Source organism: Mesorhizobium sp. M6A.T.Ce.TU.002.03.1.1 (genome assembly GCF_003997275.1).
In the GTDB taxonomy this organism is placed as follows: domain Bacteria; phylum Pseudomonadota; class Alphaproteobacteria; order Rhizobiales; family Rhizobiaceae; genus Mesorhizobium; species Mesorhizobium mediterraneum.
On sequence record NZ_RZTI01000007.1, the window covers coordinates 1 to 16,447 of the forward strand.

The 16,447-nt window shown below is 60.6% G+C and carries 15 protein-coding genes; 4 read left to right on the forward strand and 11 right to left on the reverse strand.

Going from position 1 to position 16,447, the window contains the following annotated elements:
• Positions 1-681: DUF3095 family protein (locus tag EOC93_RS03670; protein ID WP_127203875.1), on the reverse strand; the 681-nt coding region annotated here is incomplete at its 3' end.
• 74 nt (positions 682-755) lie between these two features.
• Here EOC93_RS03670 and EOC93_RS03675 point away from each other — a divergent pair.
• Together EOC93_RS03675 and EOC93_RS03680 are read left to right on the forward strand one after the other, a co-directional pair.
• Entirely contained in the window at positions 756-1,844 is a 1,089-nt protein-coding gene (locus tag EOC93_RS03675) for a glycosyltransferase family 4 protein (protein WP_127203876.1), read from the forward strand.
• Positions 1,841-2,617, forward strand: a complete 777-nt coding sequence (locus tag EOC93_RS03680) for a polysaccharide deacetylase family protein (protein ID WP_127203877.1) — start codon at positions 1,841-1,843, stop codon at positions 2,615-2,617. Before EOC93_RS03675 ends, EOC93_RS03680 begins: the two co-directional genes overlap by 4 nt.
• A 114-nt stretch (positions 2,618-2,731) precedes the next feature.
• On the opposite strand, the gene EOC93_RS03685 is transcribed toward EOC93_RS03680, so the two are convergent.
• From EOC93_RS03685 to EOC93_RS03700, 4 genes are all read right to left on the reverse strand, one after another.
• A complete protein-coding gene (locus EOC93_RS03685; protein ID WP_095483623.1) occupies positions 2,732-3,586 on the reverse strand; it encodes an MBL fold metallo-hydrolase in 855 nt (284 codons plus the stop codon).
• A 121-nt stretch (positions 3,587-3,707) separates the two neighbouring features.
• On the reverse strand, positions 3,708-4,157 hold the full coding sequence (locus EOC93_RS03690; RefSeq protein WP_095483624.1) for a cyclic nucleotide-binding domain-containing protein: 450 nt from the start codon (positions 4,155-4,157) through the stop codon (positions 3,708-3,710).
• Positions 4,158-4,348: 191 nt separating this feature from the next.
• Positions 4,349-7,063, reverse strand: coding sequence for an ABC transporter ATP-binding protein (locus EOC93_RS03695; RefSeq protein WP_127203878.1), 2,715 nt, complete (start codon positions 7,061-7,063; stop codon positions 4,349-4,351).
• Positions 7,064-7,080: 17 nt separating this feature from the next.
• Entirely contained in the window at positions 7,081-7,437 is a 357-nt protein-coding gene (locus EOC93_RS03700) for a hypothetical protein (RefSeq protein ID WP_127203879.1), read from the reverse strand.
• Positions 7,438-7,519: 82 nt separating this feature from the next.
• Between EOC93_RS03700 and EOC93_RS03705 the strand changes: the two genes are divergently transcribed.
• The gene (locus EOC93_RS03705; RefSeq protein WP_127203924.1) at positions 7,520-8,191 is read left to right on the forward strand and encodes a class I SAM-dependent methyltransferase; all 672 of its coding nucleotides are present in this window, start codon (positions 7,520-7,522) and stop codon (positions 8,189-8,191) included.
• 89 nt (positions 8,192-8,280) lie between these two features.
• Here the strand turns inward: EOC93_RS03705 and EOC93_RS03710 are convergent, their stop codons facing one another.
• From EOC93_RS03710 to EOC93_RS03735, 6 genes are all read right to left on the reverse strand, one after another.
• Positions 8,281-9,477: a glycosyltransferase family protein gene (locus EOC93_RS03710; protein WP_127203880.1), complete on the reverse strand. Its 1,197-nt coding sequence runs from the start codon at positions 9,475-9,477 to the stop codon at positions 8,281-8,283.
• The gene (locus tag EOC93_RS03715) at positions 9,474-10,718 is read right to left on the reverse strand and encodes a glycosyltransferase (RefSeq protein WP_095483628.1); all 1,245 of its coding nucleotides are present in this window, start codon (positions 10,716-10,718) and stop codon (positions 9,474-9,476) included. The genes EOC93_RS03710 and EOC93_RS03715 overlap by 4 nt, the downstream gene beginning before the upstream one ends.
• 1 nt (position 10,719) lies before the next feature.
• Positions 10,720-11,934: a glycosyltransferase family protein gene (locus EOC93_RS03720; protein WP_095483629.1), complete on the reverse strand. Its 1,215-nt coding sequence runs from the start codon at positions 11,932-11,934 to the stop codon at positions 10,720-10,722.
• A gap of 1,209 nt (positions 11,935-13,143) precedes the next feature.
• Positions 13,144-13,596 (reverse strand): DUF2147 domain-containing protein, encoded by a 453-nt coding sequence (locus tag EOC93_RS03725; RefSeq protein WP_127203881.1) that lies wholly within the window; start codon positions 13,594-13,596, stop codon positions 13,144-13,146.
• A gap of 75 nt (positions 13,597-13,671) precedes the next feature.
• Entirely contained in the window at positions 13,672-14,766 is a 1,095-nt protein-coding gene (locus EOC93_RS03730) for an alkene reductase (protein WP_127203882.1), read from the reverse strand.
• 61 nt (positions 14,767-14,827) lie between these two features.
• The gene (locus EOC93_RS03735; RefSeq protein WP_095483990.1) at positions 14,828-15,616 is read right to left on the reverse strand and encodes an SDR family oxidoreductase; all 789 of its coding nucleotides are present in this window, start codon (positions 15,614-15,616) and stop codon (positions 14,828-14,830) included.
• Between the two features lie 111 nt (positions 15,617-15,727).
• On the opposite strand from EOC93_RS03735, the gene EOC93_RS03740 reads away from it, so the two are divergent.
• A complete protein-coding gene (locus EOC93_RS03740) occupies positions 15,728-16,294 on the forward strand; it encodes a TetR/AcrR family transcriptional regulator (protein WP_126103584.1) in 567 nt (188 codons plus the stop codon).
• Positions 16,295-16,447 lie beyond the last annotated feature (153 nt).

Genomic DNA, 16,447 nt, shown 5'->3' on the forward strand with positions numbered 1-16,447 from the left:
GATGTCGGAAGCCAGAAACTGAAAACCGCGCAGGTCGCGCAACGCCCCCGGTACGGCTATGATCGAGACGATTTCGCCATGCTGGGCTTCGATCGGGTTCCAGCGGCAGGAGAGGCCGGTCAGATCCGGCCGCGCGCCGGCCGGCGCAGGATCGATGCGGTAGCGCCCGGCTTTCATCTCGGCTTCCGCCCAACTGCCGCCACCTCCGGCGAACATGGCATAGAAGACCGCTTCGGAGGCCTGGAACCTCGCCACGCGAACGTCGAGGCCTTGCGCTCTTATATCCTTTATCGGCACGATTGCGGCACGCAAGGTCAGATCCAGTTCGTCCGCCACCCATCTCTGGACAGCCGCCAGCGCGTTGCGGATGATCTCCAGCGCCGAGCCAGGAAACGCCACGAGCGCGCCGTCGCCGCCGAAGACAAAGGGAAGATCTTGCCTACCCAGCGCATTGAGCAGCGCCGAAATGACGCTGGCACCGGCCATATTGACGGTTTTATAGCGCCCCGCCTCGATCGCCTTGGTCGAGCCGACGATGTCTGCGGTGGCCAGCGCCCAGCCATCGGGGAGAGGCCGATAGTTATCGATATCGGCAACGCTTTCGAACCTTGCGAAGACCGGCAAAGAAGCGACAAACGGGTCGGACGCGGCAGCTGTTTCCATGAGCATCAGATAGCACATTCCAGTGCTTGAAGGGTGAAGTCGATCATGGTTCGAAATTGACTTGCGCAGGCTTTCCGATGATAGGGTCCGGGATGCGAATTGCTTTCTACGCGCCGCTGAAGTCACCCAATCATCCTGTTGCCTCCGGCGACCGCCAGATGGCACGGATGCTGGTCAAGGCGCTGGAGCATGGTGGGCATAGCGTCGAACTGGCATCCGAATTGCGCTTGTATCTACGCGAACCGGAGTCGAAGAGTTTCGATGCGCTCAAGACCGAGGCCCGAGAGGAGACCGCGCGGCTGACCAAGCTTTGGGATCGTGACGGCAAGCCCGATCTCTGGTTCTCCTATCATCTCTATTACAAGGCGCCCGACCTGATCGGGCCCGAGCTGGCGTCGGCCTTTGCTGTCCCCTACGTGACAGCGGAAGCCTCCTATTCGAGGCGGCGCAACGCCGGCTTGTGGGCCGATACGCAAGCGTTGGTGGCGCGAGCCGTCGAACAGGCAGCGCTGAACATCTGCTTCACGCAAAGGGATCGTCAGGGACTGACAGATGCGATTCCCGACGCCGCTCTCGGTATGCTTTCGCCCTTCATCGACACATCGGTATTCCGGGAACTGCCGGCACGGGGTTGTCCGACGCGCCTCGTTACCGTCGCCATGATGCGCCCGGGCGACAAAGTCGAAAGCTATCGCATGCTGGCGCAGGCGCTCGGTCCGATCGGCCACGTGCCCTGGACCATGTCGGTCGTCGGGGATGGGCCTGCCCGTGACGAGGTCAAAGCGCAATTCGCCGGCTTGCCCGCCGACCGTATCGAATGGCTTGGCGCGATTGAGCCAGCCGCCGTGCCGGATGTCCTCTACCGTGGGGGAATTTACGTCTGGCCGGGTTATGGCGAGGCCTATGGCGTTGCCTATCTTGAAGCGCAGGCCGCCGGCCTTCCGGTGGTGGCTCAGGACATCGCCGGCGTGCCGGAGGTCGTGCGGGATGGCCAGACCGGGTTTCTCACCCCGCCGGGCGATGTGGCGGCGTTCGCTTCTGCCATTGAAAGGCTTCTGGCCGGCAACGACGAAAGAACCATCATGGCCGCGGAAGCCAGGCGTTTCATCCTCGAAGAACGTTCCCTCGGTGTTGCAGCGGCGCGTCTGGCCAAACTTCTTGCGAAGATCCCGGTTTCATGACATCCGATCAGATCTGGCAGCCCTTGGTGGAAGAACTGGCGTGCCTGCAACGGGCGGACCGTAAGGCAGAGTTCTGGCTGCGCGACGACGACGCCGTGGATCCGACGCCTGCGCTTGATCGGCTGCTCGACCTTACCGGTAAATTCGCGGTTCCGGTCACTCTGGCCGTCATTCCGGCCCTGACTGATGAGAAGCTTGTCGTCCGGCTTGGCGAGGCGCCGCATGCCACGGTCGCCATCCATGGCTGGGCGCACCGAAATCATGCGCCCGAGCACCAGAAAAAGCAGGAACTCGGCGCGCATCGGCCACGCGAGGCGGTGCTCGATGATCTGGCTCGCGGGCTGACGCACGTAACCGAACTGCACCGCGCACGTGCCGTTCCGATGCTGGTGCCACCTTGGAACAGGATCGAAGCCGGCTTGGTATCCGACCTTGGATCGATAGGATTTTCGGCATTGTCGGTCTATGGGCCGCCGAGGCCGGCTTCACTTGCAGTCATCAACAGCAATGTCGACATCATGGATTGGCATGGCACGCGCGGCTGCCGCGATCATGGCCTATTGGTTCAGGCTATCATCGCGCAATTGCAGCATGCAATCGACGGCGGCGAACCGGTCGGCCTGCTCACCCACCATCTCGTGCATGATGAATCGGCCTGGCTCTTCCTCGAACGGCTGTTCACAGTCACCGCACAGACTGAAGCCTGCGCATGGCTTCCGATCAGGACATTGATCGGGCGCAGCGCCGCTAGAGCAATTCCAGGAAAAGTGTGAGCGGTTTTCCCGGGAAAAGCGCGTAGCGCTTTCCCTTGGGAATTGCGTCAAAACAAAGAGATAGAGCGGTTCGCCGTTTCTGTGAAACGGTGAACCGCTCTAGAGGAAAATAGCTCAGCGCTTTTTGCGCAATGAGACTGGAAATTTGAGCGTCTGGCCATCCCGCGCGGCAAAAGCGCCGGTAAACCTGTCTTTGGCCAGTTTCTCGATCTCGTCCAGGTCCTCGTCGGTCCGCGTCGGATCGTGGTGAAACAGCGCAAGCCCCCGCGCACCGGCCGCCTCACAGAGCTTGACGCCCTGTTGCCATGTCGAGTGCCCGTAACCGCGGCGGCGTTCCATTTCCTCCTCGGTGTAGGTGCAATCGTAAATGACGAGGTCGGCATCTTCGATCAGGGCGAGCACCGCCTGATCGAGTTTGTCCGGCTCGTGCTCAGTGTCTGTGATCACCGCCACGACGCGGCCGCCCCATTCGACTCGGTAGCCTATGCAGCCGCCCGGATGGATAAGACTGCCGGTTCGGACCACCACCCCTTCGCGCGGCCGAAGCACGTCTCCGGATACGAAATCGCGATAGTCGAGGCTTGCCTTGCAGATCTCCAGTTTCACCGGAAACCACGGCGGCCGCATGAACTCATCGACCATCTGCCGGGTCGTCATGTGTCCTGCAAGATGCCCGGACCAAAGCGTAACCTTGGCGCTCCGGTCATAGATCGGCGCAAAAGACGGCAACCCGATGATGTGATCGTAATGGCAATGGGTGAAAAGCAGGTCGAAATCGGTCACGGCCGACGCCTGAAGCGCCCCGCCGGCAGGCCGTAGGCCAGAGCCCGCGTCGAACAGAAGCGTATGCTTACCGCATCGCATCTCAATGCAGATTGTGTTGCCGCCATAGCGAGAGAATTCTGGCCCTGATACCGAAATGCTGCCGCGCACACCCCAAAACCTGACCAGGAAAACGTCGTCGTCCATGCTACCCCTTCGCCCATCTTAGCCAAACAACTGCTGCTATGCGAGACAGGCTTTCTCCGGGCGGCCTTCTCAGCAAGAGGACAATGCCATCACGACGGCGAGGATCGAGCGCACGTCTTGGTTATTTGGCGCTTCGTGCGTCGATCAGATCCGCGGTCGTATGGCTTAGGCGATCGGCAAGAACCCGCAATATCTCGATGGTCATTTCCGGGAACTCCCTCATAAGCCTCAGGAAATGATCCTTACGGATTCTCAAGACTTCCAGCGGACTTGCCGCTCTGACGGTGGCAGTGCGGGAGCTGTTGCACAATATGGCGATCTCGCCAACAATAGAATTTGACTCCAGTTCGGCAACTTTTATCGGTCCGCTGTCGGAATCGACCAGAATATCCGCCCTGCCTGAAAGGATGACATAGGCGGCGTCTCCCTCGTCGCCCTGCCGGAAAAGGATCTGGCCGGCGCTGTAGCTCACACGATCGGATGTGAACGCAAGCAGCTTGAGCTTTGTCGGCTCGATGGCAGCGAACAAGGGAACGCGTTGCAGCATTCCAACTTCATCCTTGAGCAGCATTGTCGCAAACCTTCCCAATTCGCGTTTGCCAGACTAGACCAACGGACGCCCAGATGGAATCAATTCTGTTTCCGGGATGGCGAGACGAACCACGCGAATGGTAGCGAGCCCGGATCAGGTGCAAACCTCAATCCCTTGACCTTGCAACAAGTTCCCACCGGCAGAATGATCCCATCGGAATGTCCAAAGCTCTATGACAGCAGTTCCTTGAAGATACCGTTCCCTGCCAAAAGTGTCTCGTGTGTTCCGTCTTCCACCAAACGACCCGAGTCGAAGACGACAACGCGATCGAACATCATCGCCATTGCCGGATTCGTCACGACCCACACAATTGCCGGCGAATGGCCGTCGCGTCTGGCTTCCTCGAGCACGTTTCGCAGCACCTTATCCTGCATGCGCTGGTCGAGCGCCGACAGCGGCCGGTTGAGAATGAGAAAATCGGGACGCTTGATCAGGGCCCGGGCAACATCGAGCTTCTGTCGCTGTCCACCGGTCAGCCGCCTGCCACCGGAGCCGACGTTGAAGTCCAGGCCGACATCCAGAAGTTCGTCATAAAGCCCCAGTTCGTCAAGGATGTCATAGACGATAGACCGTATACGGTCCGGCGCGTCGGGATGGTTGGTGCCCACACGCCCGAACAGGACATTGTCCATGACGGTAGCCGCGGCAATGTATTTGGCAGGATCATATCGTTCGACTGCATTTTGCAGCTCGGGCGGCAGGTTTTCATAGAAACGGTTGCGTGCAGCGACGATCTTGCTCATGAGCTCGTCGCTCAGCAGGCCGAAGCGGTGCCGGGGCTCGATATAGTTAAAGCTCAAGGTGATGATCATGGCGCGGTCGTTCTCCGAAACCGCCTCGTAGGGACGGTTCTTGAGCCGTTGCAGCAAGCTTTCGTAGGCGGGTATCTCCTCGGCGCTCATGAAGGCGAGCTGCTGGAAGAACTGGTGATCGGGCGGCAGGTCGGCGAACAGCTCGATCGCCTGTTCGGCGATCTCCATGCCCATTTCGTAGAACGTGCGGTCGAGGCCGGCTTGCTTCAGCACAGAAGCAAAATAGGGATTGGCCGCCAGAGCCCTGTCGGCCAGTTCGGGGCCGGCGGCAGCGCCGAAGAGCAGGTTTTGGCCGATCGTTGCTTCCTTGTTGTACGCGCCCGGTTCGAAAGGAGCCACCAGTCCGCTCAGCCCTTCGTGTTCCAGCCGGGTTCGCAGCGCCGCACGCAGTTCGACGATCCGCCTGGCAAGCTCCGTGTGACGCGTGAGGTCGGCCGAAGAGCGCAAGCCAAGATCCAGAATGTCGCGCGACAGAACAACCGCGTCGAGCACCCGGCGCACGGCTTCAAAGAGGTCGTGCGGGCCGGTAGCGCCAGCGGAAGCATAGTTGATCCAGTCGCTGTGGATATCAAGCTCCGGATTGCCCGACCGACGCGCCTCGTCGACGTTCCAGCGGCGCTGGTCTGCCGCAGCACCCTCATAAGTCACCGATGTCAGCGGCGCGTGCTTCAACCCGTAGAGCAGGTTATCGCGGAGGCTTGCCTGGAACAGGAAAACATCCGACGAGGCATAGGACATGCGCCGGCCGGTCACTGCTTCGGGGAGTTCAAGCAGGTCGTCGGCGCCCGAAGCGACCCTTCCGCTGTCCGGCCGATTCAGCCGCGCGAAGGCTTCTGCAAGCGCCTCCGCTCCACCTGTTGTGGTGCTGACCAGCGCCACCGTCTCACCCGGCCTGACCTGGAGGGAGATACGATCGAGGAGCATTGCACCGCCATCGTCTGCCATGGACAGATTGATGGCCGACAGGGGGTTGGTCATCGGAGCGGGATCGTCGATCGTCAATGCCCCGATTGTCGGCGCAATGAGACCCTCGGCGGTAAACTGTTCAACGACCTGCTGATATTTGACCTGGACATCCTGCCGCGCCTGATCCCAATCGATCAGTTCTTTCATCGGTCCGGGCAGGTCCTTGTAGGCGCCGATCACGGCCACGAGCTGGCCGACGTCCAACCGGCCCTGGATGACCAGGTACCCGCCGATCATGTAGAACAAAAAGGGCGTGACCTGCGCGAGAAAATTGTTGAGGAACTTCACCATGAATTTCCATTGGTAAAGATCGAAACGGATTTTAAAGATAAGCCCGAGCCGGGCAGCTATGTCGGCCCGCTCGTAGTTTGATGTGTCGTGGACGTGCACCGCGCCGATGCCGTCGACGATTTCGCCAACCCGGCCCGAAAGCGCGCGCGCCGTCAACTGCCGCTCGCGCCCGAGCACGATCAGCCGCCGCCGCATTCGCGGGATGAGCACGATCTGGATCCCCACGATCACGGCCGCTATCATTCCCAGCCAGACGTTCTGGACCATGATGAACAGCATGGCCGTCAGCGCCTGGCCGCCGAGCAGCACCGGCTGCACGAAGGCATCGCCGATGAAGCCGCCCAGCGGCTCCACCTCGTCCTTCACCATGGTCGCCACTTCGGCGGATTTCACCCGCTTGAAGTAAACCGGCGGAAACCGCAGCACACGATCGACCAGATCGAAACGGATACGCCGCAGCATGCGTTCGCCGAGGCGGCCCTTGTAGGTGTTGATGTAGAGTTTGAACAGGCCGTTGATGATGACCAGCAAGAGAAACACAACGCTCAGCGCAAACAGCGTCTCCTTGCGATCGAGCTGAAAACCGGAGAAGAACTGGACCTCTCCAATGAACGGCAGGTTATAGTGTAGCCTCATGAATGGCTGGGTCGCGCCCGGTTGCTCGAAGCCGCCACCTTGGATCGGGCCGTTGACGATCAGCTTCGGCAGGTCGAAGGACATGAAATACGGGATCATCGAAAGCACGACGATCATCAATATCCAGAGTTGCTGCTTCTTGGTGTGCGTCCAGATATAGCGGGCTAGGCTGGGTTCCATATGCGGCTGTGGACCCTTCAGTTGGAAAGATGCAGGATGTAAAAGCACCTGCTGGCGAATGGCGTATCGGCGATTTCTTCGTCGCCAGCGGCAAGCTCGAAGCTGCAGTGCAGGGAGATTGTCCTGCGCTCAACGATGGAAGGAACCCGCGAGGCGGCGCGACCCAGTTCCGGCGCATGGTCGATGACAACGACATGGGCATTGTTGATCAGCGAAGAAAGCAGCTGGCCGAACGGTTCGCGGCTTCCGTAGGTTTTTGGCGAATAGCCGAGGCCCCGGCTGCGCGGCTGGTGCTGGCAGATGGACGCCGATGCTCCGGACAGATGCAACAGGCTCTCTCCGGCACCGGGCAATGGCGAAGCAGCTTGCAGCATAATCACATCCGCGAATCAACAGCCTTGCGCGAGGCAAGATTGCGTTGTGTCGCCCGAAATCCCAACATACAAGGCGAATATGATGGATGTCACGCAACCACGCAATGCCGGCATGGACTGGCACGAGCAAGCCTTGGACCTCACGCGGGGAATTGCTGCCTATGTCAACTGCCCTCTCGTGGCAGGGCTGGCGCGCGTCGTTACCAAGCATCCGAAGGCCGATATCGCCAACGCCTTCAACCACAAGCAGGTCGCCTGCAAGATGTGGGCGCTTGATAGGCTGTTCGAAAGCTGCGGCGGCCGGTTCGAGCGCATATGGGTTCTGGGTGGATGGTACGGCATATTGCCGGCAATGCTTTTCAACGACGCCCGCTTCGACATCGCGGCGGTCGATAGCATCGACATCGATCCCGAAGTCGCGCCGGTCGCCCGGACCCTCAACCGGGAAGCAGGCGACCGGTTCCGGGCGCTGACGGCAGATATGTACGCACTCGACTATGCGGCCGGGCGGCCCGACCTGACGGTCAATACGAGCTGCGAACACATAGCCGATCTGCGCGCCTGGCTTGCTCTGCTTCCGCGGGGCATGAATGTACTGCTGCAATCGAACGATTATTTCAGCGAGCCAACGCACATCAACTGCGTGGCTTCACTTGCCGCCTTCGAAGCAATGGCGGCGCTACGGGAGGTGCGGTTCTCCGGCGAACTGCCGACAAAAAATTATACGCGCTTCATGCTGATTGGAACTGTCTGATGCATTTCGCCCGCGTAGCGGTTTTGGGACAACGACGTGGATAAAAACAAGGACTTGAAGCGCGTCGCACGAACCTCGCCAGACGCGCGTTAGAATCCATCGTCTGTTTGATCATATACTTTTCCGAAACCGGGCCTCACTTTTAGGGACCAGGTTCGATACCGCTCACGCAGGATTTGCGCCGAGTGACGCGCGCCTTCCAGATCGAGACGATGCGCGGATGGCGTCGGTCCCACAAGCGCCTGTTCGATCGCTTGCGCCAAACCTTCAGGCGTCAGGTCATTTTCCATCAGCACCGTTGCAAGACCGAGTTCTTCGAGCATCAGGGCGCGAACCGTCTGTTCGGTTTCCCCGCCGGCTGCAAATGGAACGAGCAGGGAGCGACAACCCGCGCGCAGGACATCGCAGACCGTGTTGTAACCCGCCTGCGAGGCTGACAGGCGGGCGCCGGTCAGCAGGCTGGCGAAATCCTCGCGGAACCGGAAGATGGACAGGCCCGGCGTGGCATCGTGTGCGATCGCGTCAAACTCGTCTTTCGGCAGGTTTGGGCCGGTGATCAAACACCATTTCCAACCGTTGTTAGCATTCCGCGCCGCTGCGATGGTGGAGCTGACAAGGCTCTTTCCGGCAGCCCCGCCGCCAACCGACACCAGAACGTCGAAGCGCTCGGAGGTCGCGGGCGATGGCGGCGCGGCAACGAGCCCTGTGTAGGTGACCTCGGTCCTGATCGCCCCAGCCAGTGGAAATGTCTTGTCGATGGTTGCGAAAGCCGGATCGCCGTGGACCATGACAAGGTCGAAATGCCTGTTGATGAGATCGACCGTTTCCTCGTTTCGGCCCGGCTTGACGCGCTCCTGAAGGATATCACGGACGGACGTCGCCAGCAGCGGTCTGGGCGACGTCGCGTCGATGGCCTCGATCAGCGGCAAGAGTTCGAAACGCATCTGCCGGCGTCCAAATGGAAACGCCTCGACAATGACAATATCAGGCCTGCAATCCCGGAATGCCTGCAGCAGCAGCTCTGAACGCCTTTTCTTGAAATCATCATCGATGGGTTTGCCCTGCAGGTCGACAAGTCCGGAAAATCCTTCATCACCGGAGGTGACAGGTGGCAGGATTACAGATTTTACACCCAGTCCCGGAAACCCCGCGATCGGCGCCCCGCCGGTCACGACGGTTACGTCAAACCCGTCATCGACCAGAGCCGCCGCAATGCGGCTGGCGCGCGCGAGATGGCCGATGCCGAGCAGGTGCTGGACATAGAAGAAAGCGCGCAGCCGCTTCATTCGGCGGCCCGCCACTCCCGCTCGAACAGTTCCTTGAGCTGTCCAATGCTTGCCATATGATCGAAATTGCCGCGCACGCGCCGCTCTGCGGCCTCGCCGAGGCGGGCACGCAGCACGGGATCACGGATCAGGCGCTCCAGCGCCTGTGCCAGGGCAATTGGGTTTTCCGTCGGAACCAGCAGCCCGGTTTCATCCGGCGATAAAAGCTCCGGCACGCCGGAAATATCGGTCGACACGCAGGCAAGCCTCTGGCTGGCCGCCTCCACCAGAACATTCGGCAGACCGTCCCGGTCGCCATTTGCGGTGATCCTGCAGGCCAGGGCGAAGATGTCGGCGCCTCGGTAGTGCTCGAGCACCTCCTCCTGCGCAAGCGCGCCTTTCCAAGAGACGCGACCATCCAGTCCGAGCTTTTGCGCCAGCGCCTTGAGCCGTTCCAGTTCCTCGCCACCGCCGATATGCTCGAAACGCCACGCCAAATCACCAGGCAAGAGGGCGAGGGCCTCCAGCAAGGTATCGTAACCTTTCTTTTCAACGGCGCGCCCGACACTCAAAACGATAACCGGTTCGTCCGGCGCCGAGCCATCATGCTGTTTTCGCGCCTCGCCGAAACTGCCGAAGCGATCAAGGTCGAGCCCATGATAGCTCAGATGCACAGAGGAGCTGCCGTTAGCGAGTTTTTTCAGACGGTCGAAGCCGGTTTTCGTGCAAGTGACTGTCCAGCGCGCCGAGGAAAGCTTGCCGGCCAGATCCCAGTCCGCCGAAGTCCAGATGTCCTTGGCATGGGCCGAGCAGCTCCAGGGCAGTCCACGAAGCTGGCTGGCATAGCGCGTCACCGATGCCGGCGTATGCGCGAAATGTGCATGCAGCCAACCCGCGCCTTCCGGCCATTCGGCCGCCAGCACGAGCGCTTGCCCGAAGCGGCGCGCGCGATTGCGCGTAAAGTCGCGGGGGATATCGCTAGCCAGCGATCCGAGCGCGCGCCAGAAGCCCGGCCACAGCATACAGGCAAACAGCGAGCGAACCACGCGCAGCGGCTCTTCATGCAGATATTCCGGCAGATAGTGGACGAGCGCTTTGATCTCGTCATGCACGGGGTGGCGTTTTGAGTCGGTCGGCCGCCTGAGCGCGACGAGTATCAGGTCGAACCCCGCACGCTCCAGACCGAGCAGTTCCTGCGCAATGAAGGTTTCCGACAGCCGCGGATAGCCCTTCAGAACCACGACGATCTTGCGATGTTGCAACTCAGTTCATGCCTTCAATGACCGAAAGGTGATGGCCGGCCCGCCGGTCGAGCAGTTCCGCGACGATTTCGGAAATATGAGGCAGCCCTTCCAGCGTCAGATGCGGATTGCTCTGCGATGGGCGGGGCCGCTCCGGCAGCACCTTCAGTGCATTGGCAAACCGCTGGGAATCCTCGGCTTCTTCCGGCAAAAGCATCTCGATGAGGCCGAGTTCGGCTGCGCGCCGTGCGCGGATCAGTTGTTCCTCGCGGGGCGTGACGCGCGGCACGATCAGCGCCGGCTTGTCGAAAGATAGTATCTCGCAATAGGTGTTGTAACCGCCCATCGCCACTACCGCCTTGGCGCCGGCAATCAGGTCTTCCATGCGGTTGTCGAACTCGATCATCTTGATGTAGGGGATCTTGCACCCCTTCTTGAGCAGCTTGTTGCGCTTGCGCGCCGGCATGTAAGGCCCAAGCACGATCAGCGCCCTATGCTGCAATTGCGGATCCTGGTGATAGGCATCGATGACGTCGTGGATCAGGTCGGCGCCGTCACCGCCGCCACCGGTGGTAACGAGGATATAGTCGCCCTCGGGCCGGTGGCCGGGCAACTCGTTCCGCTGCAGGCTCCGTTGCAGGAACCCGACGAACCTCATCTTTGCCCTGATAGCCGGCGGCACATCCAAGCCAGTCAACGGATCGTAGAAATCCGGCGGACCATAGGCCCAGACCTTGTCGTAGAACAGGCCTATCTTGCGCATCACATCTTTGCGTGCCCACTCCGCTTCGAGCAGATGCGGCGCGTCCATCACCTCGCGCAGGCCAAGCACGAGCGTGGTGCCCCGCGTCTTGAGGTAGGACAGAGTGTCCTCAATCTCACCGCGCAGGCCGAGCGGTTCCTTGTCGACGATGAAGATATCCGGCCGGAAGGTCTCGGCGGTGTGGCGGATGATCGACTGGCGCATCCTTAGCGTCTCATGCAGATCGATATCCTTTTCCAGCGAGGTGTATTCGCCGTTGCGCAACTTGATGACGCTGGGGATCTTCACGAAGTCGACACGGGCGCGGTAGTCGAAGGCGCCAGCGATAGTCGCACCCGAAATGATAAGCACCTGAAGTCCGCGGAAATCCTCGACCAGCGAATGCGCGATTGTCCGGCAGCGCTGCAAGTGGCCGAGCCCGAACGTGTCGTGGCTGTACATGAGAATTCGAGCGTTTTGTACGTGATGGGTCATTGCTGAACGTCTTCTAGAATTCTCGCCTTGAGGACCGTAGGCGACCCCGCTTCGAAACCATCCTCGCGGGTCATCCACCGACCTGTTTGAAACATGAGGCCGCAATTTTCAATTTGTACTACCCAGGAGGTCCAAGGATGCCGCTCTTTTTGATCGTGTCTTCAAGCTGATCGTCGTCCGCTATACGACGTTCGACAATGTCGTCCAAGCTCATTAATCACCTCAAAGTTCGGGCTATTCAAGCCGCCGCGTGACAGCGCCTCGCGGCCGAAAGTGGCGCAAGCTATCACCAACTCGAAGGTATTCTGTGGAATGCCTGTTGGATAGGCTTTCTGATTGCCTGAGCCCGAAACTAGATGGAATGGCGAATATCGCCTCGGCAGGAGCGGGCCTAGATTCCGTATTATTGTCTTGGGGATGGATCGAAGGGAAACCCGGTGTCCCAAAGTTCGGCAGAAGCCATCCCTCTTGATTCCAATAAGCCCCGGTCTCTCCGAACTCCATTGGTTTCGGAGCGGTGAAGACGAATTCCGCTATCCTGCCAATATACCTAATTGCTTGATCGGCATACGAAACGACAAGGTCGCCGGGCGTCGGACGGCGCATATTGTTGTAGAACTCACTTCGCGCGCCATTGCTCTCGGTCTTGGGGGACCAAAGGTGCTGCCCATCAATCTCTTGACGGGCGGTCTGATTATGAATCACCCACCAGAACTGAGCCATCTATCGCCCAGGCTAGCCGGAAATTCGGCAGGAATCGAGTGGATGCCAGCGCTCACAGCACACCGCCTGTAGTAGGATGTGTGCAACACCGGTTGCTTGTCGATCGCGACGGCTTCGGGCTAATGCCTTAGCTGGGGCGGTGACGGTACTTTTCGAGACGGCTTGGGCGCGGCGTCGAACGCTGCAAGGTGCAAAAAAATCGGCCGATTGGCCCCGATAGTTGGCGAAATCTCAAAATATCTTTTTGTGGCGATTTTCCCTTTAAAATCAAGAGCGTAGTTTTTTGTCAATGAGTTATATGCTGTTTGAACAATCGAGTGGGAATGAGGGAGTGCGAATCTGGAATCCAGAAGATTGAGCTGGCCGCGTCGATCTCGATCAGTACATCGTCAGTCCGCAATGCTGGCTCCGGCATCTCGCTAAGCCGTTTTTCCTTTCTAAGAAGTTTTCTCTGGATAGAGCAGTTTTCGCGTCGATCTCGGCCGCTTATTCCTGGCGCTGCCAAATCTGCGAACGACCCAGCAATGACACGCCTATGTAGCCGCGCACGTTTAGCTTCTTGCCGCCATCGGTCACGTAGATCTTGCTGCTATAGGTTTTGCCATTATCCGGATCGAGGATTTGGCCGCCGGTAAATCCGGCGCCATCCTTTTTCAGGCCGGACAGGATCACCAAGCCGAAGACGGGCGCATTCTTGAGCGCGCCTTCGCACTTCGTACAGGTCGGGCTTTCGTTCGGGGCTAGGAAGACTTTCTCGATCTTGCCCTGCAAGCTCCCATTCGCTTCCGTGATGCGGATCAGCGCCCTTGGTTTGCCGCTGACGTCGTCGACGTTCCTCCACAAATCGACTGGCGAGGCATTGTCCGCCCTCGCTGCCGAGGACGCGAGCGCGGCGACCACGGTGAGCGCGATAACGGCAGATTGTTTCAGAATACGCATTGCGATGTTCTCCGAGAGGATAAGGTGCTGCCGTCGAGTTGGGATGGCTGCCTCGCAGGCGCGGCCCCGATGGGCTCATGGGTGGCTTGAGGCGGCGATCGCGGGATAGTCGGTATAGCCGGCGGAGCCGCCGCCATAGAGCGTCGCCGGGTTGAACTCCGCCAGCGGCGCGCGCGTCCTCAGCCGTTCCACAAGGTCAGGATTGGCGATGAATGGGCGCCCGAAGGCGAACAGGTCCGCCTTGCCGTCGGCAAGCTGCGACGCAGCGAGGTCGAGGTCATAGCCGTTGTTGGCGATATAGGTGTTGTTGAAGCGCCGGCGGAGCGATCCGAAGTCGAACGGCGCGACATCGCGCGGTCCGCCCGTGGCGCCCTCGACGACATGGATGTAGACGATGCCCAAGGCGTCGAGTTGATCGACAATATAGTCGAACTGCGCCTGGGGGGCGCCGCTCGAGACGCCGTTGGCGGGCGAGATGGGCGAAATCCGGATGCCGGTACGCTCAGCGCCGATCTCCTCGACCACCGCAGCCGTAACGTCCAGCATCAGCCGGGCGCGGTTCTCGACCGATCCGCCATAAGCATCCGTGCGGACATTGGCGCCGTCCTTGGCGAATTGGTCCAGCAGATAGCCGTTGGCGCCGTGAATCTCGACGCCATCGAAGCCGGCCTCAATGGCGTTCGCGGCTGCTTGCCGGAAATCGTTGACGATCCCCGCAAGCTCGTCGAGCGCCAGCGCTCGGGGCTCCGAAACCTCGACGAAGCCGTTGTTCACGAACGTCTTGGTCGCGGCCCGGATCGCCGAGGGCGCGACGGGCGCGGCGCCATGCTCCTGAAGGTCGACGTGCGAGATGCGGCCGACATGCCAGAGCTGCAGGAAGATCCGGCCACCCTTGGTGTGCACGGCGTCGGTGACCTTGCGCCAGCCGTCGATCTGCGCCTGGGAGTAGATGCCGGGCGTGTCCTGGTAGCCCTGTCCCTGCTGCGAGATCTGCGTGGCCTCGGAAATCAGCAGGCCGGCCGACGCGCGCTGGCCGTAATACTCCGCGGCGAGATCGCCTGGAACGAAGCCTGGGCCAGCGCGATTGCGCGTCAGGGGCGCCATGACGATACGATTGGAGAGGGTCAGCGAGCCGAGAGTATAGGGCTCAAACAGTGTTTTGCTCGTCATAGGTCACCTTTGTTTGTCCCCGCCGCGGCGGGATCGTTTGTCGAAATGGCTTCGTTGGTCTTCAGGCGACCGTGCGGTACCGCTCGGCGGGATGTTCGTTCCGATAGTTCGGAAGCATGGCTTGGCGCGCGGCCTGAAGCGCGTCCCACTGCCCGGCATCGGGAAGCGGCGGAATGGTCACCGGTTCGCGGCGGTCGAAGCCGACCAGCGCCGCATCAACCAGATCGCCCACCTCCATCACGTTGGAAAGCGTGTTGATGTCGGCGCCGACGTGGTCCCAGATCTCCGTTCGCGTCGTGGCGGGAAGCACGGCCTGGACGTAGACACCCTTCGGCGCGAGCTCGAGGCTGAGCCCCTGCGACAGAAACAGCACGAAGGCTTTGGTTGCGCCGTAGACCGTCATGCCGAACTCCGGCGCCAGGCCGACCACGGAGCCGATGTTGACGATCGCTCCTTCGCCGGCCTTCGCAAGACGCGGGGCCATGGCGCTGGCAAGTCGCAAAAGTGCGGTCGTGTTGAGCGCAACGAGCCGCGCGACGTCGTCGGTGCCCTGCTCGATGAAGCTTCCGCCGATGGCCGTTCCGGCATTGTTGACGAGGATCCCGATGCGGGCGTCATCGCGCAGCCTCGTCTCCACCGTTGCAAGCTCGGCAGGCTGCGTAAGATCAGCCTGGATGATGTCGATCGCCACGCCATTTTCCTGACGCAGACGGGTCCCCAGAGCCTCCATTCGTGCCATGTCACGGGCAACCAGCACGAGGTCGTGCCCGCGGCGCGCGAAGCGCTCGGCATAGGCGGCTCCGATGCCGGTGGAGGCGCCGGTGATGAGGACTGACGGGATGGTGGTCATGGCATTGCTCTTTTCTCTGATAGAACCTATATTCATGACGATCATCATGATTGAAGTTAAATATGATAGCCATCATGTAAATGTCAACAGGGGTCCGGCGGAGAATTTGAAATGAAGGTCAGTCGAGAACAGATGGCGGAGAACCGTCGCCGAATTCTGGATGTCGCCAGCCGGCTGTTTCGCGACAAGGGGTTCGATGCAGTCAGCGTGGCGGAGGTGATGAAAGCCGCCGGGCTCACCCATGGCGGCTTCTATGGCCATTTCAGTTCGAAGGACGACCTGATCGCGCAGACCCTTGCCCATGTCCTCGCCCTGGACGCAGGTGGAGAGGGCGATCTTCGCGCTTATGTCGATGCCTATCTTTCGCCCCGTCATCGCGATAATGCCGCCGGTGGTTGCCCAACGGCGGGCCTTGTTGCGGCCATCCGCCATCAGACCCCGGCTGCACGCTCGGCCATGACCGAAGGCCTTCGCTCGCAGATCGACCGTATCGGCAAGGCGCTCCCGGAGTTTGATGCGGCAGACAGACGCCGCGTGGCGATCGGAAGCTGGGCGGCAATGGTAGGAGCAGTGATTATCGCTCGGGCGATCGACGATCCCACGCTTTCGGATGAGGTGCTGGAACAGACACGTGCCTGGATCAATGCCGGGCTTGGTCAACAGTTTGCCTCTGCATGAAGCCGGGAGCCCTGAGTGTCGCCGCCACGGCCTGGCAGGCATAGCGAGCGACACGGACCTCACGAATGGAGCCTTCCATCCGCACTCCAAAAGACAGCGCTGGTTCTACGCGCCGCAGCCGGCAAGGCCGGCACCGACGCGCCGAGCAGGCCC